Origin of the sequence: Streptomyces sp. NPDC001406 (assembly GCF_042895285.1) — a bacterium.
In the GTDB taxonomy this organism is placed as follows: Bacteria; Actinomycetota; Actinomycetes; order Streptomycetales; family Streptomycetaceae; genus Streptomyces.
In genome coordinates this window covers 85,457-107,849 of record NZ_JBIAWG010000009.1, presented here as the reverse complement: position 1 = coordinate 107,849, position 22,393 = coordinate 85,457, and the positions used below count along the sequence as shown (strand labels likewise).

Annotated in this window: 18 protein-coding genes and 1 pseudogene; 11 read left to right on the top strand and 8 right to left on the bottom strand. The window is 71.9% G+C overall.

Annotated elements, in window-relative coordinates:
* Positions 1–12: 12 nt before the first annotated feature.
* Complete coding sequence (locus tag ACFY1J_RS22660; protein ID WP_390731761.1) at positions 13–1,278, bottom strand: MFS transporter; 1,266 nt, start codon at positions 1,276–1,278, stop codon at positions 13–15.
* Positions 1,279–1,339: 61 nt separating this feature from the next.
* Between ACFY1J_RS22660 and ACFY1J_RS22655 the strand changes: the two genes are divergently transcribed.
* The 3 genes from ACFY1J_RS22655 (at position 1,340) to ACFY1J_RS22645 (ending at position 4,435) form a co-directional block, all read left to right on the top strand.
* Positions 1,340–1,726: a MerR family transcriptional regulator gene (locus ACFY1J_RS22655; RefSeq protein WP_390710728.1), complete on the top strand. Its 387-nt coding sequence runs from the start codon at positions 1,340–1,342 to the stop codon at positions 1,724–1,726.
* Positions 1,727–1,766: 40 nt separating this feature from the next.
* The gene (locus ACFY1J_RS22650) at positions 1,767–2,543 is read left to right on the top strand and encodes a GNAT family N-acetyltransferase (protein WP_390731760.1); all 777 of its coding nucleotides are present in this window, start codon (positions 1,767–1,769) and stop codon (positions 2,541–2,543) included.
* 440 nt (positions 2,544–2,983) lie between these two features.
* Complete coding sequence (locus ACFY1J_RS22645; protein WP_390731759.1) at positions 2,984–4,435, top strand: hydrolase; 1,452 nt, start codon at positions 2,984–2,986, stop codon at positions 4,433–4,435.
* 43 nt (positions 4,436–4,478) lie between these two features.
* Here ACFY1J_RS22645 and ACFY1J_RS22640 read toward each other — a convergent pair whose 3' ends face one another.
* Complete coding sequence (locus ACFY1J_RS22640; protein WP_390731758.1) at positions 4,479–7,202, bottom strand: exo-beta-D-glucosaminidase; 2,724 nt, start codon at positions 7,200–7,202, stop codon at positions 4,479–4,481.
* A 104-nt stretch (positions 7,203–7,306) separates the two neighbouring features.
* The gene (locus ACFY1J_RS22635) at positions 7,307–8,488 is read right to left on the bottom strand and encodes an ROK family protein (protein WP_390710732.1); all 1,182 of its coding nucleotides are present in this window, start codon (positions 8,486–8,488) and stop codon (positions 7,307–7,309) included.
* Positions 8,489–8,624: 136 nt separating this feature from the next.
* On the opposite strand from ACFY1J_RS22635, the gene ACFY1J_RS22630 reads away from it, so the two are divergent.
* A complete protein-coding gene (locus ACFY1J_RS22630) occupies positions 8,625–10,079 on the top strand; it encodes an APC family permease (RefSeq protein ID WP_390710733.1) in 1,455 nt (484 codons plus the stop codon).
* Between the two features lie 97 nt (positions 10,080–10,176).
* Here ACFY1J_RS22630 and ACFY1J_RS22625 read toward each other — a convergent pair whose 3' ends face one another.
* Positions 10,177–10,614 carry an SPW repeat protein gene (locus ACFY1J_RS22625; RefSeq protein WP_390710734.1) on the bottom strand — a complete coding sequence of 146 codons (438 nt, stop codon included), beginning with the start codon at positions 10,612–10,614 and terminating at the stop codon, positions 10,177–10,179.
* A gap of 525 nt (positions 10,615–11,139) precedes the next feature.
* The gene (locus ACFY1J_RS22620; RefSeq protein WP_390710735.1) at positions 11,140–11,790 is read right to left on the bottom strand and encodes a sigma-70 family RNA polymerase sigma factor; all 651 of its coding nucleotides are present in this window, start codon (positions 11,788–11,790) and stop codon (positions 11,140–11,142) included.
* Positions 11,791–11,882: 92 nt separating this feature from the next.
* On the opposite strand from ACFY1J_RS22620, the gene ACFY1J_RS22615 reads away from it, so the two are divergent.
* Positions 11,883–12,911, top strand: coding sequence for a MerR family transcriptional regulator (locus tag ACFY1J_RS22615; RefSeq protein ID WP_390731757.1), 1,029 nt, complete (start codon positions 11,883–11,885; stop codon positions 12,909–12,911).
* A 71-nt stretch (positions 12,912–12,982) separates the two neighbouring features.
* Here the strand turns inward: ACFY1J_RS22615 and ACFY1J_RS22610 are convergent, their stop codons facing one another.
* Together ACFY1J_RS22610 and ACFY1J_RS22605 are read right to left on the bottom strand one after the other, a co-directional pair.
* Entirely contained in the window at positions 12,983–14,356 is a 1,374-nt protein-coding gene (locus tag ACFY1J_RS22610; RefSeq protein ID WP_390731756.1) for a cryptochrome/photolyase family protein, read from the bottom strand.
* A gap of 71 nt (positions 14,357–14,427) precedes the next feature.
* Positions 14,428–15,957: an SDR family oxidoreductase gene (locus ACFY1J_RS22605; protein ID WP_390731755.1), complete on the bottom strand. Its 1,530-nt coding sequence runs from the start codon at positions 15,955–15,957 to the stop codon at positions 14,428–14,430.
* Positions 15,958–16,158: 201 nt separating this feature from the next.
* On the opposite strand from ACFY1J_RS22605, the gene ACFY1J_RS22600 reads away from it, so the two are divergent.
* Positions 16,159–16,332: a hypothetical protein gene (locus tag ACFY1J_RS22600; RefSeq protein WP_390710739.1), complete on the top strand. Its 174-nt coding sequence runs from the start codon at positions 16,159–16,161 to the stop codon at positions 16,330–16,332.
* A 55-nt stretch (positions 16,333–16,387) separates the two neighbouring features.
* Here ACFY1J_RS22600 and ACFY1J_RS22595 read toward each other — a convergent pair whose 3' ends face one another.
* Entirely contained in the window at positions 16,388–17,443 is a 1,056-nt protein-coding gene (locus tag ACFY1J_RS22595) for an acyl-CoA dehydrogenase family protein (RefSeq protein WP_390710740.1), read from the bottom strand.
* 99 nt (positions 17,444–17,542) lie between these two features.
* Here ACFY1J_RS22595 and ACFY1J_RS22590 point away from each other — a divergent pair, with 99 nt between their 5' ends.
* The 5 genes and pseudogenes from ACFY1J_RS22590 to ACFY1J_RS22570 form a co-directional block, all read left to right on the top strand.
* Positions 17,543–17,893 carry a YciI family protein gene (locus ACFY1J_RS22590; protein WP_390710741.1) on the top strand — a complete coding sequence of 117 codons (351 nt, stop codon included), beginning with the start codon at positions 17,543–17,545 and terminating at the stop codon, positions 17,891–17,893.
* The gene (locus tag ACFY1J_RS22585) at positions 17,893–19,086 is read left to right on the top strand and encodes an RNA polymerase sigma factor (protein WP_390710742.1); all 1,194 of its coding nucleotides are present in this window, start codon (positions 17,893–17,895) and stop codon (positions 19,084–19,086) included. Before ACFY1J_RS22590 ends, ACFY1J_RS22585 begins: the two co-directional genes overlap by 1 nt.
* 138 nt (positions 19,087–19,224) lie before the next feature.
* Complete coding sequence (locus ACFY1J_RS22580; RefSeq protein ID WP_390710743.1) at positions 19,225–20,547, top strand: aldehyde dehydrogenase family protein; 1,323 nt, start codon at positions 19,225–19,227, stop codon at positions 20,545–20,547.
* A 120-nt stretch (positions 20,548–20,667) separates the two neighbouring features.
* Positions 20,668–22,032, top strand: a complete 1,365-nt coding sequence (locus ACFY1J_RS22575; protein WP_390731754.1) for a phospholipase — start codon at positions 20,668–20,670, stop codon at positions 22,030–22,032.
* Positions 22,025–22,320 (top strand): annotated as a pseudogene (locus tag ACFY1J_RS22570) (hypothetical protein); the annotation flags it as partial. The gene ACFY1J_RS22575 and the pseudogene ACFY1J_RS22570, both read left to right, overlap by 8 nt.
* Between the last annotated feature and the right edge of the window lie 73 nt (positions 22,321–22,393).

The window sequence follows — 22,393 nt, the reverse complement described above, 5'->3', positions numbered from 1 at the left end:
GCACAACCCCTCTTACCGCATGACTCCGGGGCGCACGGTACGGGCAGCAGGGCCGCTCCGGCCATGGCTTTCCACGGCCGGACCCGAGGGGCGTACGGCCGGGAAAGCGTACCGCCGGCCCACGGTGACCACGGCGAGCGACACCGCCACCAGCGGGAGCGCCGTCCACGGCAGGGCACCGGGACCCATGCCGTCCAGCGCCAGGCCCCCGGCCAGGGAACCGGCCGCGATGCCCGCGTTGTACACCGTCGTCTGCAGGGAGGTGGCCACGTCGGCGTCGGCGGGGCCCGAGGCGTCGACGAGCGCGGTCTGGATCAGTGTCGGTGCCCCGCCGAAGGCCACCCCCCACACGGCGACGGCCCCCACGAGCACGGTGGGCGCACCGGCCGACAGGCCGAGCACGACCAGCACGGCCGCGAGCGACGACAGAGCGGTCAGCAGGGTGGTGCGCAGATGACGGTCGATCAGCACGCCGGTGATCCAGATGCCGACGACGGTGGCGCTTCCAAACACCGCGAGCAGCAGCCCTGTGTGCGCGAAACCCATGTGCGCCGCAAACGGCGCGACATAGGTGTACATCACCTGGTGGCCCAGCAGCAGGAACAGGGTCACGGAGAGCACCGGGCGGATCCCCGGCCGGGCGGCGACCCGGATCAACGGCACGCGCGCGTGCGGGGGTTCGCCGGGGAAACCGGGCACCCGCAAGCGCGCGAAGACGGCCAGCAGTACGGCGAGTCCGGCCAGCGCTCCGAACGCCGTACGCCAGCCCAGCGCCCCGGCCAGCACGGTTCCGGCGGGCACGCCCAGCGCCAGCGCGAGGGTGATCCCGGCCAGCACGATCGCGATCGCCCGGCCGCGCCGCCCGGCGGGCACCATCCGGGCCGCGTATCCGACGAGCATCGCCCACAGCGTGCCGCCCATGGCACCGGCCAGCAGGCGGGCCATGAAGGTGAGGGCGTACGAGGACGAGACGGCGACCAGGGCGTCGGCGCAGGCGAGGCCCAGCAGCGTGCCGATGAGCACCGGCCGCCGGGGCAGCCCGCGCAGCACCGCCGTGAGCGGGATCGCGGCCAGGAAGGAAGCCGCCGCGTACCCGGTGACCAGGAAGCCGACACGGGCCTCGGAGACACCGAGCGCCGGTGCCATCACCGACAGCAGGCCGGCCGGGAGCAGTTCGGTCATGACGGCGGTGAAGGCCGCCGCGGACAGGGCCAGGAGACCGGGCCAGGGCAGCGGTCCGGGCAGGGGAGTGCCCTTGACCGGGGAAACGGTGGACATGCGACCATGGTCGGACCTTCACATCAGTGTGAAGGCAAGCGCCGCCCGGAGGGAGGGAGCCATGAGGATCGGCGAGCTGTCCCGCCGCACCGGCGTCCCCACCCGCCTGCTGCGCTACTACGAGGAACAGGACCTGCTCCACCCCGAACGCGCCGACAACGGCTACCGCTCCTACGGCGAGTCCGCGGTCCAGGACGTCCAGCAGATCCGTGGCCTGCTGGACTCGGGCCTCACCACGGAGATGATCCGGGCGATCCTGCCCTACCTCTCCGGTCCGGAGCAGATTCATCCGCCCGCCGAGTGCGTGACCCCGCAGACCGCGGCCCTCCTCACCGGTCACATCGACCGTATTCAGGCCCGCATCGACTGCCTGGCCCGCAACCGCGACCGGCTCAGGGCATATCTGGCCGCGGTGCGTCCGGACGCCGCGGGAACCTCCGACCGGTAATCCCGTTGCCCGGGCCCGCCCCGGATGCTGGAGTGAACCCATGGATCACGCCTCGGTGCTCGCCCTGTACGACCGGGACATGCGCGAGGGCGCACGGCCCGACGGCCCCGGCGCCCGGATCGAACGCACCGGGAACGTGGTGCGCCAGGTCGCGGACGCCCACGGCTGGAACGGCGTCGTCTGGTCCGGCCTGGACGCAACGAGCGCGGACCGCGCGATCGCCGACCAGATCGCCTACTTCACCGGCCTCGGCCGCGACTTCGAATGGAAGCTGTACGGCCACGACCGCCCGCTCGACCTCGGGTCACGGCTCGTCGCGGCCGGGTTCACCCCGGAGCCCGAGGAGACCCTGATGGTCGCCGAGGTCGCCGCCCTGACCGCCGGCACGCGGCCACCCGACGGGATCCGCATCCTGCCCGTCACCGACCCGGCCGGCGTCGACCTCGTGGTGGACGTGCACGAGCAGGCCTTCGGCACGGACGGGACACGGCTGCGGCACCAACTGCTCTACCGGCTGGCCGCCGACCCGCACACGGTCGTCGCCGTGGTGGCACTCGCGGGGGAGGAGCCGGTCAGCGCGGCCCGCCTGGAGCCGGTGCCCGGCACGCGGTTCGCCGGGCTGTGGGGCGGTGGCACGGTCGAGGCCTGGCGCGGCCGAGGCATCTACCGTGCCCTGGTGGCCCATCGCGCCCATGCCGCAGCGGCCCTCGGCTACCGCTATCTCCAGGTCGACGCGGTGGCGCGGAGCCGCCCCATCCTCGAACGCCTCGGCTTCGCACCACTGAGCACGACGACGCCGTACGTGTACACGAACTGAGCCACGCCGTTCCCCCGGAGTGGTGCGACTGCGCACCGGCCGGGCCGAACGGGCCGGTGCGCAGAGCCGATCGGCCCCATGCGTCCGCTCGGCCGCACCGCGATCCTTCTGGCATGGGGGTCCGCCTCCCTCAGCGCCCGACGTCGACGATCCAGGGCGCCCGGTCGAGGCGGCAGGCCCGCCGGACGCCGAGGGGAGCTGCGTCGGCGGGCCTGTGCGCGTGCGCCCCCCACGATGCCGACGATCGTTCGTGAATGTCCCCTCTGCCCCCGGAATCCGGGGCAGTCCGCCACGGTTATTGCCGGGACTTTCTGTTCACCTCACAGTCATGCCATGTACCTTTCAACCGATCGACGCGTGTAGAACCCTCAACCTGGTTCTACGCGCGCAGACTTGGCGCCCGCACCGCCTCTACCCCACCGCTCACGGAGGTTCGCCGGATGCTCGGATCCAGAAGATCCCGCCGCAGACTCACCACAGCCCTGGCCGGCTTCGGGCTGCTCGTCACGGGAGCCGCCCTCCAGGTCGCCACCCCCGCCACCCCCGCCCACGCGGCCACCACGCACCGCGTCCTGTTCGACAACGCCCACGCCGAGACGGCGGGCAACGCGGACTGGATCATCTCCACCAGCCAGCCCGATCCGCTCGGCCAGAACTCCTCCCCGTCCGTCGAGACGGACTGGACCGGCGCCCTGTCCTCCTGGGGCGTCGCCCTTCAGAAGACCGGCAGCTACAGCCTGAAGACACTGCCTTCGGGCTCCAGCCTCAGCTACGGCGGCTCCTCGGCCACCGATCTGTCGAACTTCGACACGCTGGTCCTGCCCGAGCCGAACACGCTGTTCACGACCGCCGAGAAGACGGCAATCATGAACTTCGTGAAGAACGGCGGCGGTCTGTTCATGATCTCCGACCACACCGGCGCCGACCGCAACAACGACGGCCAGGACGCGGTCGAGATCCTCAACGATCTGATGACCAACAACAGCGTCGACTCGACCGACCCGTTCGGCTTCTCCATCGACTCGCTGAACATCAGCTCCGACTACCCGGCCGCCATCAGCGACAGCAGCGACCCGGTCCTGCACGGCTCCTTCGGCACCGTCACCAAGAGCCTCATCGCCAACGGCACCACCGCCACGCTCAAGCCCGCCGACAACTCCGCCGTCAAGGGCCTGGTCTACCGCAGCGGTTACTCCGGCAACACCGGCGCCTTCTTCCTGACCAGCACCTTCGGCAGCGGACGCGTCGCCTTCTGGGGCGACAGCTCACCCATCGACGACGGCACCGGCCAGTCCGGCAACACCCTGTACGACGGCTGGAACGACTCCGGCGCCACCAACGCGGCGCTCGCCCTCAACGCCACCGCCTGGCTCGCCGGTTCGGGCACCAGCGGCGGGGGCGGTGGCGGGGGCGGCACCTGCACTGCCGCCCAGCTGCTCGGCAACAACGGCTTCGAGTCGGGCAACAGCACCTGGAGCGCCAGCAGCGGTGTCATCACCAACTCCACCGGCGAGTCGGCGCGCACGGGCTCGTACTACGCCTGGCTGGACGGCTACGGCAGCGCCACCACCGACACCCTCTCCCAGTCGGTGACCATCCCGTCCGGCTGCACCGCCGCCGCCCTGAGCTTCTATCTGCACATCGACACGGCGGAGACCACCACCAGCACGGCGTACGACACGCTCAAGGTCCAGGTACTCAACAGCTCCGGGACCGTCCTGAGCACGCTTGCGACCTACTCGAACCTGAACGCGGCGAGCGGCTACACCAAGCGCAGCTTCAGTCTGGCGAGCTACGCCGGCCAGACCGTCACGCTCAAGTTCACCGGCACCGAGGGCAACACCCTGCAGACGTCCTTCGTCCTCGACGACACGGCGCTCGACGTCAGCTGACGTGCCGGGGCCCGGCGGGACACCCCCGCCGGGCCCCACCGGGTCAGCCCGCCGGAACCGTCCGCTCCGCCGTGTTCCAGCCGGAGACCCGCACCCGTGGCTCGGATCCGTGCAGATCCGCGGTCCGGTAGGTGGCGGTCAGCGTCGTCGACTCACCCGGCCACAGGCTGACCTGGTTGTCCGACCACCGCACCGGCAGCACCGGCTTCCCCTTCGCGTCGACCAGATGGATGTCCGTCAGCAGCGACGGGGTCCTGCCCTTCCCCGTGTTGCGCACGGTCACCGTGGTGGTCGAGGTGCCGTCCGCCGACTCGGTCGAGGCCGTCGCCGACACCGGCACCTGGGCCATCGAAGCCAGCCCCTTGAGGTCGGCGTAGCTCGTCGTCGGCGTGTAGTACCAGTCGGTGTCGGCCCAGTCGAGTGTGTCCGCCTTGCTGGAGAGCCAGTACACGTTCCGGCTCACCTCCTTGCCGGAGGAGTCGGTCAGGGTGAGCCGCACCAGATACGTCGTCGACAGTCCGCTCACCGACGCGGGCAGCGTGAGCGCGTCGGCGTGCGCGCCGTCGCCCTTCACCGTCATCCCGGTGGCTGTCTTGTCGTACTTCTGCGTGCCGTCGGGGTTGAACAGCGTGGCCCGCGCGGTGAGTCCGGTGGCCGAGGCGTGCCGGTTGTTGACCACGACGACGGAACGGTTGTCGTAGGAGTACTGGATGTGCAGCGGCTCGTTGGCCTTCTTCGCCCCGAAGTAGGCGCCGCCCTGGTCGAGGTAACGGTCCAGCAGCTGCCAGTGCAGGGACGTCCAGCCGCTGTTGAACATCCAGTAGATCACCCCGGTGGACGGCTTCGAGGAGTCCGTCGCATTGCGCCCGTACGCCTCGTACTGGGCGCGCACGTTCTCGTACTGCGCGAGCTGCGCCTTGCGGACGTAGTCGGTGAGGCCCTTGGGCGAGCCGTAGCGGCCGGCGAGCGCGGCGTCGTAGATCTTCAGCGTGCCGAAGACCGGCGACGGGGAGCGGTGGTACTGCTTCATGCCCGGGTTCTTCCAGAGCGTGTCCAGCTCGGCGGGCGTCATCATCCGGCGCAGGGTGTCGAGGGTGGGGATGTCGGGTCCCGCGCTGGTCTCGGAGTTGAAGCCGGTGGCGCCGCCCTCGCGCTTGGCGTACCAGTAGTTCGGCGGGATCCAGTCGTAGGGGCCGGTCATCTTCATGCCCGAACTGCCCAGCTGGGGCGAGGACTTGGCGGACGCGGCGGAGACCACCGGGGTCGGCCAGTCGGCCGCCTTCAGGGCGTCCAGATAGTTCTTCTCGATCGTCCTGTCGGGCGCGAAGTCACTGCCGATCAGGAAGGAGACGACACTGGGGTGGTCGCGCAGCCGGGCCGCCTCGGCGGCCATCGAGGCCTTGGCGACGGGGTAGTCGGCGGCCGTCCACGGGTCGCCGGACTCGCCGCTCCCGTTGACCTGGCCCTCCCACTTGTCGCAGCACTCCCAGCCGGGCAGCGTGAGGACGCCGTAGCGGTCGGCGAGGTCGAAGAACTCGTCGGGCTCGATGTGGCCTTCCAGGCGGATGGTGTTCAGGCCCAGGTCGAGGGCGTACTTCAGCCGGTCCTCGACATAGGTCCGGTCCCAGCGCAGGAACTCGTCCGGTGACCAGCCGCCGCCCTTGATCAGCAGCCTCCGGCCGTTGATCCGGTACTGGCGGGCGCCGTCGGAGTTCAGCGGTGCCTGGACGTCGCGGATGCCGAAGGTCTCGTGCGCGGTGTCGGACCGGGTGCCGGAGACGGTGGCGGTGAGGTCGAGGTCGTACAAGGGCTGTCCGCCCATGGCCGCCGGCCACCACACCCTCGGCTCGGTGAGGTGCAGGCCGGGGAAGTCGGCCGGGGTGAAGGTGACCGTCTTCGTCTCGTGGGCGGCGAGCGGCACGGTCCTCGTGAACGACGTCCCGCCGACGCTCCCGGAGACCTCGGCCGTGACGGCCGCGTCGGAGTCGTTGCGGGCCTGGGCCTTGACCGTCAGGTCGGCCGTGGCGAGCGAGGGCACGTCCAGCCGGGTCGTCACATGCGCGTCCCGCAGCGCCACCGGGCCGCCCCGGCGGACCAGGACGTCCCGGACGATGCCCATGTTCTCGTCCGGCGGCGGCTGGAGCCAGTCGATCCAGCCCATGGTGAGCTTCTTGTTGGGCACGTTCGGCTGGATCCGGAAGGCCACCGTGTTCGTGCCGGGGCGGACCAGCGAGGTGACGTCCAGCTCGTGGCGGGTGTAGGCGCCGGCGACGTCCGCGGCCCCGGCGACCCGGTGGCCGTTGACATAGACGTCGGCCGCCGAGATCACCCCGCTGAAGTCGAGGTAGGTGCGCTCGGCGGTGTCGGCGACCCGGAAGTCGCTGCGGTACCACCACGGGACCTGGAAGTCGGCCTTGGGGATCTTCTGCTGGTTGGTGGAGTAGAACGGGTCCGCGTAGACGCCGTCGGCGAGCAGTGCCGCGAGGACGGTGGAGCGGGGGCCCGCCCGATACCAGCCTGCAGCCGGGTAGCCGGGGGAGGAGACGTCCGACGCGGAGTCGCTCACCTTGGCCGTCGACTGGATCGTGTAGCCGGAGAGCGGGGTGTCGGTGCCCGCGGCGGAGGGCACATGGGTGACCGGGGTGTGCCCGTGCGCCGGGGCCGGATGCCGGGATCCGGCCCAGGCACTGGTGGACAGCGAGCCGATCAGGCCCAGGGCCACGGCGGCTGAGGCGATGCGGTGTCGGGGGGCGGGGCGAGGGAACACGGCGGTCTCCAGCCTCGTAAAGTTAGGAAACTTTACTAACCCGCCTCAAGCTAGGGCTCCGAGGGGGCGGTGTCAATCACCGTGGCCCCTGCGGGAATTGGTCGTCACCCGGCCGACCTGCGCTCGAACACCATCTCCCGTGCCGTCCCCAGAGCCGTCGCCACCGCGCCGAGGAGCACCGCGTCCTCACCCAGTCGGCTCGGCGCGATCTTCGGGCGCAGCGGGGTGAGTGTGCGCAGATGGTCCCGGACCGGCCGCAGCAGCAGGTCCACGCTGTGGCCCACCCCGCCCCCGAGCACCACCAGATCCGGATCGAGCACGGCCGCCGCGGCGGCCACCGTGTGCGCTATCCGCTCGCCCTCCAGGTGAACCGCCCTGACCGCGGCGGTGTTTCCGTGCCGGGCCGCGTCGAACACGGCCTTGGCGGTCAGCTGCCCGCTCATCCCGAACCGGCGCGCCGCCTCGACGACGGCCACCCCCGACACCGCGTCCTCCAGCCGCTCCGGCTTCTGCTGCCCCGGCCAGGGCAGGAACCCGATCTCCCCGGCCAGCCCGTGCGCCCCGGTGAACAGCCGGCCCTCGCTGACGACCCCCATGCCGAGGCCGGTGCCGATCAGGATGTACGCGAACAGCCGGCTGCCCGCGCCGACCCCGTACGTGTACTCGCCCAGCGCCGCCAGGTTGGCGTCGTTGTGCACCTCCAGCGGTACGCCCAGTTCCTCGCGCAGCCGGTCGAGCAGTCCGGCGCGGCCCCACCCCGGCAGATGCATCGCGTACCGCACCCGCCGCGTCTTCTCGTCGTACACACCGGGCGTGCCCACCACGCCGTGCACCACCTCGGCCGGGTCCACGCCGGAGTTGGCCACGACCTGGCGGGCGGTGGAGACGACCAGGTCGGCCAGGGCGCCCGAGCCGCGGGCGCGGTTGCGCACGTCGGACCGGGCCACCACCGTGCCGTCCAGGTCGGCGACCGCGATCCGCAGCCAGCTGCGGCCGATGTCCACGCCGAGCGCGTGACCGGCGGCCGGGTCGGGGGCGTACAGGACCGCGATCCGGCCGCGCTCGGGGGCGTGGGTGCCGACCTCGTGGACGAGTCCGGCGGACTCCAGCGAGGCGAGGGCGCTGGACACGGTCGGCTTGGACAGCCCGGTCTCGCGCGCCAGCTGGGCGCGCGTGGCGGAACCGAGGGCGCGCAGCCGGTCGAGGAGCAGCCGCTCGTTGGTGCTGCGCAGCCGCCGGCGGCTCCAGGGCTGTTCGTGCTGCTCTATGACGTCGCTGGCGGGCATCGCACCATTCTCACGCATTCCTCACGCATACTTGACGCATCTAGTAAGGCTCCTTAACTTTATCGGCCATCAGCCCCGCCGGATCGGCTCCAGCCCCGCCGGGCGAGCCTCTCCGTCCGCCGCGTCAGGAGTCCCCATGTCCGGTAGTCCGCCACCCACGGGTGGATTCGTCCGTCGCGTAGGCCTGTTCCAGGCCACCGCCATCAACATGAGCCAGATGTGCGGGATCGGTCCCTTCGTGACGATCCCGCTGATGGTCGCCGCGTTCGGCGGCCCCCAGGCGGTGATCGGTTTTGTGGCGGGTGCGGTGCTGGCGCTCTGCGACGGGCTGGTCTGGGCCGAGCTGGGCGCGGCGATGCCCGGCTCCGGCGGCAGTTACGTCTATCTCCGCCAGGCCTTCCAGTACCGCACGGGCCGCCTGGTGCCTTTCCTGTTCGTCTGGACGGCGATGCTCTTCATCCCGCTGATCATGTCCACGGGCGTGGTCGGCTTCGTCCAGTACCTCGGCTATCTCGCCCCCGACCTCGGCAGGACCTCGGGCGATCTGATCGGTCTCGGCATCATCGCCCTGGTCGTGCTCCTGCTCTGGCGCGGCATCGAGCACATCGCCCGCATCACCGCCGTGATGTGGACCGTGATGATCGCCTCGGTGCTCCTGGTGATCGTCGCCGCGGCCACCGACTTCAGCCCCCACCTGGCCTTCACCTACCCGGCGCACGCCCTCGACCTCACCTCGAACCATTTCTGGCTCGGCTTCGCCGCGGGCCTGACCATCGGCATCTACGACTACCTCGGCTACAACACGACCGCCTACATGGGCGCCGAGATCAAGGACCCGGGCCGTACCCTGCCGCGCTCCATCCTCTTCTCGATCCTCGGCATCATGGCGATCTATCTGCTCCTGCAGATCGGCACGCTCGGTGTCATCGACTGGCACCGGATGACCGACCCCGCCGACATCGCCTCCACCTCGGTGGCCTCGGCCGTACTGGAGAAGACCTGGGGCAAGGGGGCCGCCGACACGGTGACCGTCCTGATCCTGATCACGGCGTTCGCCTCGGTCTTCACCGGCCTGCTCGGCGGCTCGCGGGTGCCCTACGACGCCGCCCGCGACCGCGTCTTCTTCCGCCCGTACGCGAAGCTGCACCCCAAGCACCGCTTCCCGATGCTCGGCCTGGCGACGATGGGCGTGATCACCGCGATCGGCTTCCTGATCGGCCGGCACACGGATCTGGCCACCCTGATCCAGCTCCTCACCACGGTGATGGTCCTCGTCCAGGCACTGGCCCAGATCGTCGCCCTGACGGTGCTGCGCAGGCGCCGTCCGACGATGCCACGCCCCTACCGCATGTGGCTCTACCCCCTGCCCAGCGTCGTCGCCTTCGTCGGCTGGTGCGTGATCTACGGCTACGCCGACAAGAACTCCCCGGGGCGCCACCCCATCGAGTGGTCCCTGGCCTGGGTCGCCCTCGGCTGCGTGGCGTTCCTGATCTGGGCGCGGCTGGAGAAGGTGTGGCCGTTCGGGGAGAAGGAGGTCTCCGAGGAGTACGCCGCCCCGCAGGCGCAGGACACGGAGCCCGCCGGTACCTGACGGCCGGCCCTCGCCAGCCGGAGGCCGGTCCGCATGCGCGGACCGGCCTCGATCTCTTTGTTCCTTTCCTCTGTGTTCTCTTCGTGGCTCGGGTGCGCTACGGCATGGGTGCGCTCTTCGCTGCCGTACCGGCGCACATCAGCCCGAGGATGATGGCCAGGGCGCCGATGATGATGTTGCTGAGCACGACGCCGGTGTCCGGGCTGCTGCCGACGATCCAGGGCGCGATGATCATCCAAATGCCCAGGGCGCACATGGCCCAGCTCAGGCCGTACATGCGCTCCGGGGCCGAGGTGAATCCGAGGGCCAGCAGGCCTATCGCGATGCCCACGATCAGGTTGTGGGTGGCGAGTGCGGGCTGACTCGCCGAGTAGTGGAGGATCCACGGGGATGCCGCGCAGTACAGACCGAGCAGGAACACCGGTCCGTCGACCAGCGCCACATCCCGGCCACCGAGCATACGGGCGTAGCGTGCCCGCATTTCGTGGACATCGGGGTGGCTGGTTATGTCACCTCTGTGCGAGACGTTGGCCATGACTCGTCTCCTTTGACTTGCAGGCCTGACCGCGTCTGGTGCGGTGCGGTGAGCGCCGCGTAGGTACATTCTGCGCTTATTCCGCCTTTATATGTAGGGGTGTGACGGTTCCGGCGGCGGCCTCTGGGGCGCCGGACGCCCGGTCGGGAGCCGTCCGCTCGTCCCGCCCCGCGTCGAGGATCGCCTGGCACACCCGCGCCGGTGGCCGGAAACAGACGGCCGGCGGGCGAGGTGGTCCCGGCGGCGGCGACGGCCCGCCGCAGCTCGGCCAGCGTGCCGTCGCACCGAGGGCGCCGCGCCAGGTGGGCCGGGGCCACGGTGACTGCTTCATTCCGCGCCGCACGCCCCTCGTCGAGGGCGATCGACGTCAGGTCGTCGGGCGGAACATGGCCGCGGTCGCGCGGGTCGGGCATGCTCCACCTCCAGCGGTTCGCACCTCGTCGTCCTTCTTCCTCCGTGAACCCCGCCGTGGATGCGTGGTCGCAAACGCACCGTTTCCGCATCGAATACCTGCCCGGCCGAAACTCACTCGTTCGGTCGAGGGTCCTCTTCGGTCGGCGTCCGCAGCTCGATACGGCGCCGCAGCTGGTGCAGCCCGCGCCGGGCATGGCTCTTGACCGTGCCCAGAGGCCAACCCGTGCGCGCGGCGATCTGGGTCTGGGTCAGGTCCTCGTAGAACGCCAGGTGCAGAACCCGCCGCTGGGGCACAGGGAGCCTGGCCAGTTCGTCCCGGACCAGTACGCGGTCGAGGACGGCCTCGGGCTGTCCGGCCGTGGTGCGGTCCGGGGCCAGGGCCGTCCCGGCGGCGGTGACCAGCTCGCCGCGGCGGCTCCGGGCGGCCAGCGCGTCGGCGATCTTGCGCCGGGTGATGCCGACGATCCAGGCAGCGAGCGGGCCGCGCTCCGGCCGGTAGCCGTGCCGCCCGCGCCACACGCCGAGGAACACCTGCTGGGTGACGTCCTCCGCCTCGCCGCGGTCGCCCAGCGAGCGCCGGGCCAGCGTGTACACCAGCGCGGACCAGCGGCGGTACGCCGCGGCCAGGCAGGCGTCCGCCCCGGCGGCCAGCCCCCGGGCGAGCTCCTCGTCGGCGAAGGACTCCTCGACCGGGGCCCACAGAGGTGTCCCGGCGGCCGGGTTCCGGGGCGGATCCGCGGTGGCGGCCGGATACGGGGTCATGACCGGCTCCTCACGTGCGACGGTGCCGCCATCGTGTGAGTCCTTGGACAAATCACTCAACTTGCGTCGATTCTGCGTCGTATAGTCGCTCCATGGGTGAGTACACGGCGGAGAACACGCCGGACGAGGCCACCGGAGGCCAGGCCTCCGGCCCCGAGGGGGCCGGGCTGACCACTGGCGCCGTGGCCCGCAGGCTCGGTGTCTCACCGACCACCCTCAGGTCCTGGGACCGCCGGTACGGCCTTGGCCCCGCCCGGCGATCCGACGGCCGGCACCGGCGCTGGACGCCCGGGGACGTGGCGATGCTGGAGACGATGTGCCGGCTGACGTCGGTGGGAGTACCGCCGGCCGAGGCGGCCCGCGCCGCGAAGGACGAGGCGGCGCCCACTTCCCGCCCGGCCCCGGCGGCCGAAGACACGGCCGGGCGTTCGCGGGCGGCCGGCACACTGCCCCTCGGCGATGTGCGCCAGGAGTGCCGCGGCCTGGCCCGCGCCGCCGTGCGCCTCGACGCCGCCGCGGTCGAGGAGCAGCTGTCCTCCGCCGTGGCCGAACACGGTCTCACCGTCGCCTGGCAGGAGGTGATGGTGCCGACCCTGCACGCCGTCGGACGCAAGTGGGCCTCGTCCGGGGACCGCTACGTCGAGGTGGAGCACCTTCTGTCGTGGCACGTATCCACCGTGCTGCGCCGCGGCACCCGGCGGCCGGTGCGGGCCGGTGACGCCACGGCCGCCGGGCCGGTGATCCTGGCCTGTGTACCCGGCGAACAGCACACCTTGCCGCTGGAGGCACTCAACGCCGGGCTCAGTGAACTCAGGCTGCCCACGCGGATGTTCGGCGCCGCCGTGCCGGCCGAGGCGCTCACGGCGGCGGTGCGGCGCCTGGGTCCGGTCGCCGTGGTGCTGTGGGCACAGGCACGCTCCACGGCGAGTCTGCCGCTGGCCCAGCACGTCGCCGCCACGCAGTGGGGTGTCAAGGGCGCGCGCCGGCAGCCGATGGTGGTGCTGGGCGGCCCGGGCTGGGCCGGCCGGTCCGCCCGCGGCACGCTGCGCCCGACGGATCTGCGCGACGCGCTCGACACCTTGGCCGGAACTCATCACGTGCCGGCGGACGGACCGCGCTGACGCCGTACCGGTCGGTCACCCGCGGCCGCGACCGGGGCCACCGCCGACGTCCTGGTGACCGGAGCGGGCTCTCAATCGCGTTCGCGGGCCCGTCTGAAGCGGGCCAGTCCGTCGGACAGGGCGACGATCGGGGCCGGGTAGGTGAGCGCGGCCGGGTCCAGGCCCCGGAGTTTCCACGGCTCGTGCACCGCGGGGCCCTCGATGCCGGCCAGTTCGGGCACCCAGCGCCTGACGTACGCGCCGTCGGGGTCATGCCGCCTGCCCTGGGTGACGGGGTTGAGGACGCGGTTGGGGCGGGTGTCCGTGCCGGTGCCGGCCATCCACTGCCAGTTGAGCTGGTTGTTGGCGACGTCCCCGTCCACCAGGAGGTCCATGAAGTGCCGGGCGCCCACCCGCCAGTCGACATAGAGCGTCTTGACCAGGAAGCTCGCGGCGAGCAGACGGCCGCGGTTGTGCATCCAGCCCTCGTGCCGGAGCTGGCGCATGGCCGCGTCGACGACCGGGTAGCCGGTACGGCCCTCGCGCCAGGCGTCGACGTCGTCCCGTGCCGTGCGCTCCGAGCGCCAGCGGTCGTGCTTCGTACGGTAGTCGGCGGTGGCCGCGTCCGGCCGTGCGGCCAGGACCTGTCGGTGGAAGTCGCGCCAGGCGAGCTGCCGTACGAAGGCCGCGGCGCCCGGACCGTCCGCCCTGCGCGCCCGGTGGACGAGTTCGACCGGGGAGAGCGTGCCGAAGTGCAGATGCGGCGAGAGCCGGGAGGTCGCGTCGCCGGCCAGGTTGTCGTGGCGGTCCTCGTAGGCGGCGAGGCCCCCGCGCAGCCAGGCGGTGAGCCGCTTCCTGCCGGCCGTCTCGCCGCCGGAGGCCAGCCCCTCGGACACCTGCGACCGCCCGCCGCGTACGGGAAGTTCCTCCGATCCGACGCCGTCGGGGACCCGCAGCGCCCGGGGCGCGCCGAGGGGCTCGCGCAGCCGCTGCTGCGACCAGTGCCGGAAGTACGGCGTGAACACCGCGAAGTGGTCGGAGGAGGCCGGGGTCACCGCGCCGGGCGCGACCGCGGTGGTCACCGTGTCGTGGACGTGCAGCCGGCGCCCCTCGGCCTCCAGGGCGCGCCGCAGCCGTTCCTCCCGGCGCTGTGCGTAGGCGCTGACGTCGGCCGCCAAGTGCACCTCGTCGGCGTCCGCCTCCGCGGCCACCTTGCACACCTGGTCCACGACGTCACCGGACCGGACGACGAGCCGCCCCCCGCGCTCGCGCAGGCCCGCGTCCAGGTCGCGCAGGCAGTCGGCGAGAAACGCCAGCCGGTTGGGCGCCGCGAACCCGGCGTCCTCCACCCCCCTGTCGCGGACGAAGAGGGGAACGACGTGGCGGGGGCCTTCCACGGCGGCCCGCAGCGGCGGCTGGTCGTGGAGACGAAGGTCGGAGGTGAACAGGACGACCGAGACGTTCATGGTGCGGCTCCGGTGGGACGGATGCGGACGGTGAGTTTTTTCCGGCCGGGCGGGCCCGGCGGATGCGGGCGTCAACGGACGGGTCCGCGTTCACCGGCGGGGGTGAGAGGAGCCCTGGCCGCGGCCCGGGCGATGTTGCGGGCCATCCCGCCGAACACCACGGTGTGGAAGGGCGACACGCTCCACCAGTAGGCGTGCCCGAGCAGCCCGTGCGGATGGAACAGGGCACGTTGGCGGTAGCGGCTGCGGCCGTTGCCGTCCCGCTCGGCGTACATCTCCAGCCAGGCCAGGCCCGGCAGCCGCATCTCGGCCCGCAGCCGCAGCAGATGCCCCGGCTCGATCTCCTCGACCCGCCAGAAGTCCAGCGAGTCGCCGACCCGCAGCCGCTGCGCGTCCCGGCGGCCGCGGCGCAGCCCCACCCCGCCGGCCAGCCGGTCGAGCCACCCGCGCAGGGCCCAGGCGAGCGGGAAGGAGTACCAGCCGTTGTTGCCGCCGACGCCCTCGATCACTCGCCAAAGGTCGTCGGCCGGCGCGTCCACGCTCGCCTCGCGCCGGTCGCTGTAGAGGCTGCCGCCCGCCCAGGCCGGGTCGGTGGGCAGGGGATCGCTGGGCGCGCCTGGCACCGCGGCGGACGACCAGCGGGTGGTGACCCCGGCCTCGCGGATGCGCCGCAGGGCCAGCCGTACCGCGTCGTCGAAGCCGATCGGATGCCCTTCGGGGTCGGGCACGTAGCGGACGATGTCGCGCTCGCGGCAGACGACCTCGTGCCGCAGTGACTCGGTCAGCGGCCTGGCGATGGCGGCGGGGACGGGTGTGACCAGGCCGACCCAGTGGCTGGACAGCCGGGGTGTGAGGACCGGCACGGGCACGATCACCCGGCGGGGCAGCCCGGCCACGTTGGCGTACCGGAGCATCATGTCGCGGTACGTCAGGACGTCCGGCCCCCCGATGTCGAAGGCCCGGCCCACGTCGTCGGGCATGGCGGCGCTGCCGACGAGGAGGCGCAGGACGTCTCTCACGGCGATGGGCTGGATACGGGTGTGCACCCAGCTCGGGGTGACCATCACGGGCAGCCGCTCGGTGAGGTACCGCAGCATCTCGAAGGAGGCGGAGCCCGACCCGATGATCACCGCCGCGCGCAGCACGGTGCTGGGCACGCCCGAGTCCAGCAGGATGCGGCCCACTTCCGCGCGCGACCGCAAATGCGGCGAGAGCTCACGCTCGGGCACTCCGACCGGGGTGAGCCCGCCGAGGTAGACGATGCGGCGCACCCCGGCGGCCCGAGCCCGCTCCCCGAAGATCCGTGCCGCGCGGCGGTCCGTCTCCTCGAAGCGCCTGCCCGTGCCGAGGGCGTGCACCAGGTAGTAGGCGACGTCGACGTCCCGCATCGCCCCGGCGACCGACGCGGCGTCGGTGACGTCTCCCCGTACCACCTCCGCGTCGCCCGCCCACAACTGGTCGCGCAGCTTGCCGGGGGAGCGGGCCAGACAGCGCACGCGGTACCCGGCCGACAGCAGCTCGGGCACGAGCCGGCCCCCGATGTACCCGGTGGCACCCGTCACCAGGCAGCGAGGTCGCGCTGCGGTGTCGTCATGGTTCATGGGTCCTCGGCCCTTCGCGTCGACGTCCCCCTGCGATCACTTCCGGCCGGACGGTCCCTGCGGATGCGGACATCGGCCTGGAGGGCGCCCCGGCGGCGACCTGACCGGCGTTATGACATGTCCGCAGCGATTCGGGGCAGGTGGAGGGAAGGGACGGCACAGGTGTCCGTCACTGCTCGAGGCCGGAGGTGAACCGCCGCTATGGGCGCGAAGGTGTTGAAGCAGTTTCCCGCCGGGGCTCCGCGTGGATCGTGGCCGGCGGAGGAGTACGCGGCCGCGTGCCGCGCCGAGGGCGAGCCCGCGACCGTCGTCATGGACCTGAAGTCGGACGCGTTCCTCGTGGTGGTGCCGACCTGCGAGGAGGAGGCCGCCTAGTGCGGCAGCGCTCCGTCCCACCCGGCCCCACGGGACGGACACCATCCCGTCCGGCTCATGCGTCCTGGGAGGCCAGCGCGCCGAGATGAGCCCTGCGCACCTTTGCCGTCTGCCCCTGCACCAGCAGGAACATGCCCTCGCGGGCCAGCCGTTGGGCGGGGCTGGACAGGTCCATGGTGCGTCCGCCGCCGGCCACGACCGCCGCGGTGGTGGCCGTGCGCATGAGGTCGTACGCCCGGGTCTTGAGCGCCAGGCGTTCCTCGAGGTGCTCGTGCGGCACGGGGTGGTCGGCCAGCGCGTACGCCTGTCGCCGCACCTCGTCGAGGCGGGCCCGCAGCGCCCCGGCCGTCTCGGCGCCGTCGGCGGCGCTCTCCAGCACGCGCAGCGCGGCATACGCCACGCCGAAGACGGCGGGGGAGGCGTTGGTGCTGCGCGGGATGTCGATCAGGGCGAACTTCTCCCTGGGGGTGCGCAGCACCACGGACTCCTCGGGCAGCCACAGGCCGTCCAGCTCGAGCGACACCGTCCGCGCGGCGGTCAGCGCCGCGAGCCGCATCGGTGGCGAGGGGCGCAGCCCCGGCTGCTCGCGCGCGTCGGCGAACGCGAACACCAGATCGTTCTGTGCGGAGACGCCGGCGAGGAGCATCACATCGTTCAGACCCCAGCCCGTGTACCACGGCACGGTGCCGTCGAAGCGCCAGCCGCCCCGCTCGGCCGTGGCGCGCACGGGAACCCGGGGAAAGGCGCGGACGTGGGCGTAGGCGATCCCGGCCAGCCGCGCGCCCGTCGCCAGTGGACGCAACAGCCGCTCCCGCACGGGGAGTTCGGACCTCGCGAGCAGCTTCACCGGCGTGTGGTGCTGCGTCTGCACGAACCAGGTGGAGCAGCATGCCCCGGCCAGGATCTCCGCGATCTCCCGGGCCACCGCGTCGGGGGCGCCCGCTCCGCCGTACTTGCGCGGCGCGCTCACCCCGAGCAGCCCGGAGCGCCTGACCGCCTCGATGTGGCTCGCGGGTACGCCCTCCCGGTCGACGTGCTCGGCCCGTGGGGCGAGCAGATCGTCCGCGAGCCGACGGGCACCGGCGACGAGTGGATGTGCTGCCGTGGTCATGGAAAAGATTCTCCCGAAGGGGTGAGGCGAGGTGTCGATCCGGGTGACCGTCTTTCGTGTAGGAGGTGACGGACACCCCACGACGCCAAGGAGGACGTCATGAAGCACTACCTGCTCAGCGTGGTCCAGCCGGCCGGCGGCACGCCTCCCGCCCCCGACGAGCTCGCCGCGATCATGCGTGATGTCGAGGCCTTCAACCAGGAGCTGCGCGACGCCGGAGCCTGGGTCTTCGCGGGCGGGCTGCACGCCCCGGAGACGGCCACCGTACTGCGCCCCAAGGACGGCGACGTGCTGATCACCGACGGGCCGTACGCCGAGGGCAAGGAGTATCTGGGCGGCCTGTGCCTGATCAGGGCCGCCGACCTGGACGAGGCCCTGGCGTGGGGCAGGAAGGCCGCGCTGGCCACCACCCTCCCCATCGAGGTACGGCCCTTCGTCGACCAGCACTGATGCCCGACGCCACCGACGTCGAGGCCGTCTTCCGCGCCGAGTACGGGCGCGCGGTCTCCGTCCTCGTCCGCTTCCTCGGCGACATCGACCTCGCCGAGGAAGCGGTCCAGGACGCCTTCACCACGGCCGTCCGGAAGTGGCCGCACACCGGGGTGCCGCCCAGCCCGGCCGGCTGGATCATCACCACCGCGCGCAACAGCGCGATCGACCGTCTGCGCCGCGAGTCCTCCCGGGACGCCCGGCAGGCCGAGGCCGCCCGGCTGTACGCTCCCGACGTACCGGCCGAGGAGGGCCCCGTGCGCGACGACCGGCTCCGGCTGATCTTCACCTGCTGTCATCCCGCGCTCGCCCTCCAGGCCCGCGTCGCGCTCACCCTGCGGCTGCTCGGCGGACTCGGCACAGCGCAGATCGCCCGTGCCTTCCTGGTGCCCGAGCCCACCCTGGCCCAGCGCATCGTGCGGGCCAAGGCCAAGATCCGTGACGCGGGCATCCCGTACCGGGTGCCCCGCGACGCCGACCTCCCCGACCGGCTGAACGGTGTGCTGGCCGTCGTGTACCTGATCTTCAACGAGGGCTACACCGGCGATCCCGGCCTGTGCGCCGAAGCCGTACGCCTCGGCCGGCTGCTCGCCGAGCTCATGCCGGACGAGCCCGAGGTCATCGGGCTCCTCGCGCTGATGCTGCTGATCGAGGCACGCCGGCCCGCCCGGCAGGACGAGCACGGCGAGCTGGTGCCGCTGCCCGAGCAGGACCGCACCCTGTGGGACCGCGACCTGATCGCGGAGGGCCAGGACCTCGTCCGCCGCTGCCTGCGCCGCAACCGGCCGGGCCCGTACCAGATCCAGGCCGCCATCAACGCCGTGCACAGCGACGCGCCGACGGCCGCGGCCACCGACTGGGGGCAGGTCCTGCGCCTGTACGACCAGCTGATGGCCCTCGCCCCGAGCCCGGTGGTCGCCCTGAACCGGGCGGTCGCGGTGGCCGAGGTCGAGGGCCCGCACACCGCCCTCGACCTGGTGGACGCGCTGGACCTCGACACGTACCACGTGCTCCACGCCGTCCGCGCCGACCTGCTGCGCCGCCTCGGCCGCCACACCGAGGCGGTACGGGAGTACGAGGCCGCCGTCGAGCTCACCGAGAGCCCCGCAGAACGCGCCCACCTCGAACGCCGCCGACGGGAGCTCATGCGCTGAGCGCTTCTCGCTGCACGGGTTCCGCCTGACGCCCACGGCTCGGGAATGTATTTCGGTGACTGAAAGGTTGGTATTTACATCTGACCGATCGAGACCGTACTCTCGGGCCGCAAGACCCGAGCACACCAGCGAGGCATCGTGAACCACTCCACCCCCGAGCAGTCCGCCGACATCGTGGCCCGGCTGCGCGCCACCTTCCGTACCGGCCGTACCAAGCCCGTCGAGTGGCGCACGGGTCAGCTGCACCGCCTGCGCGAGATGCTCACGGAGAAGGGCCCCGAACTGGCCGCCGCGCTCCACGCGGACCTGGGCAAGAGCTCCACCGAGGCCTATCGCACCGAGATCGACTTCACCGTCCGCGAGATCGACCACACCCTGGTGCACCTCACGCAGTGGCTGCGTCCCGAGTCCGCACCCGTCCCGGCGCACCTCGGCGACGACGCGCGGGCATGGACGCAGTACGACCCCCTCGGTGTCGTCCTCGTCATCGCCCCCTGGAACTACCCGGCCCAGCTCCTGCTCGCCCCGATGGTCGGCGCGCTGGCGGCCGGAAACGCGGTGGTGGCCAAGCCGAGCGAACTGGCCCCGGCCACCTCGGCCGCGCTGGCCGAGCTGATCCCCGCGTACCTCGACACCGAGGCGGTCGCGGTGGTCGAGGGCGGCGTGCCCGAGACCACCGCCCTGCTGGCCGAGCGCTTCGACCACATCTTCTACACCGGCAACGGCACGGTCGGCCGCATCGTGATGCGCGCCGCCGCCGAGCACCTCACCCCGGTCACACTCGAACTCGGCGGCAAGTCCCCGGTGTTCGTCGACCGCGACGCCGACATCGAGGTGGTCGCGGACCGGCTGGCGCGCGGCAAGTTCCTCAACGCCGGCCAGACCTGTGTGGCCCCGGACTACGTCCTGACCGACCCGGAGACCGCCGCCGCCCTGGAACCCGCGCTCGTGCGCGCCGTCGAGGCGGTGTACGGCGCGGACCCCGCGGCCTCGGCCGAATACGGCCGGATCGTCAACGAGCGCCACTTCGACCGTCTCGGCCAACTGCTCGACTCCGGCCGCGTGGTGCTCGGCGGCGGCAGCGACCGCGGGACCAAGTACCTCGCGCCGACCGTGCTGGCCGACGTCGACCCGAAGTCGCCGGTCATGCAGGAGGAGATCTTCGGTCCGATCCTGCCGATCGTCACGGTGGCCGACCTCGACGAGGCCATCGGCTTCATCAACGACCGCGACAAGCCCCTCGCGCTGTACGTCTTCACCGAGTCCGACGGCACGCGGGCGCGGATCGCCGCCGAGACCTCCTCCGGCGGCCTCGGCTACGGCCTGCCGCTCGCCCATCTCACCGTCTCCGACCTGCCGTTCGGCGGTGTCGGCGAGAGCGGGATGGGCAGTTACCACGGCCGCTACTCGATCGAGACGTTCAGCCACCGCAAGGCGGTGCTGGAGAAGCCGCTGAGCTGAGCCCGTCAGCCCTTCGGGGCCCGGCCGTTCGAGCGGCCGGGCCCGACCCCTACTCCTGACGCCCCTTCACAGGGCATGGTGTCATGCACCTGACTGCCTCCTCCGAGGAAAGGCACCCGCATGCGCACCCCCCACGCCCTGCTCGCCACGACCGCCGCGCTGGCCGCCGCCGTCGTGGCACCTCCTTCCCATGCCGCCACCGCAGTCCCTGCCCCCGGCGCCTACTACGTCCAGAGCGCCGTGACCGGCCTCGACGCGGCGGACAACGGCGGAGCGGTGGAACAGCACAGACCCAAGGGCAACGAGGACCACCAGCAGTGGAATCTCCGGACGAGTGGATCCTCGTACGTCCTGGAGAGCACCGACACGGCCGGCAGCTGCCTCGGCCGCTTTGGCGACCAGGCCCGGACCGTGTCCTGTGCGAGCGCCGACGCGGCCTGGGAGATCGGCACGGCCGGCACCGACCGCCACACGCTCAAGGCGCCGGACACCGACCGCTATCTGACCGTGGCGCCCCAGCCCTCCGGCGCCAACTACCCCGCCCAGCTGGCCATCGGCACCTCGGGCACCCTCGCCGCCTGGTACCTCACCCCGGTCGCCCCTGCCACCGGCCCCATGCCGCCGCAGGACCGGCGCACCCTCGACCAGGTCACGTTCCTCACCGCGCACAACGCCTACGCCAACGGAGTCGACGGCGGCTTCGCCCCGCCGTTCGTGAACTTCTTCCCCAACCAGGCCCGTGGCATCGACCGGCAACTCACCGACGGCGTCCGCGGATTCATGCTGGACATCCACCAGACCCCGGACGGCGCGATCCTGTGCCACAACAGCTGCACGCTGGTCAGCAGGCCGGTCGCGCTGTGGGTGGACGTGCAGCGGATGGTGAACTTCCTCAAGGCCAACCCCGACCAGTTCGTCACCGTTTTCCTGGAGGACTACGTCGATCCCGGCGTCCTGCGCTCCGAACTCGCCCGCGTCAGCGGCCTGTCGGACGTGCTCTACCGCCCCGACCGGACGGGTGTGCGGCAAAGCGGCTGGCCCCGGCTCGCCGACCTGATCGCCGCGAACCAGCGGCTGCTGATCTTCACCGACCACAGCCGCTCCGCCGACGAGTCCGCGGGACTGACCCGGGACAGCTTCGGTGTGATGTACCAGCGGGAGTGGACCGTCGAGAACTACTGGTCCATGGGATCGGGCCTGGGCTCCTCGGACTGGTCCTGCTACAGCCGCTGGTACGACCCGGGCACCAACATCCCGCTCACCCGCACCGAGACGGGCTTCAGGCCGCTGTTCGTCATGAACCACTTCCGTGACGCCACCATCGCCTCCACCGCCGGCACGGACAACACCAAACTCGCCGACCGCGCCCGGCGCTTCTGCGAGCCCGCGGCCCGCAAGAAGCCCAACTTCCTTGCCGTGGACCGCTATGACCTCGGCGACCCGGCGTCGGCCGTCGCGGCCCTGAACACCTACACATATCCGTAAAACCGCTCGCGGCGGGGGCTCCCGGGGCCCGTGCGAGACTCCGCCGACGACCTCACGAACGATCACCGTGGACGCCGCGGGCACCTGGACCCTCGGTGACCTGCCCGTCAGCCGCATCGGCTTCGGCGCCATGCGGCTGACGGGCAGCGCGGCCTTCCACCTGGGCACGCCCAGCGACCGTGAACGGTCCATCGCCGTGCTCCCCGGCCCGACCGACTGCGCGGACACGTCGAGGAGAACTTGCGCCGGCTGGGGCGCGCCCACCTGGATGTCGTCAACTTCCACCGGACCGCTCACCAGGGCGCACAGTGCTGCCACCCCCTACGAACCGACTACAATCACGTAGACGATCTACCGCATC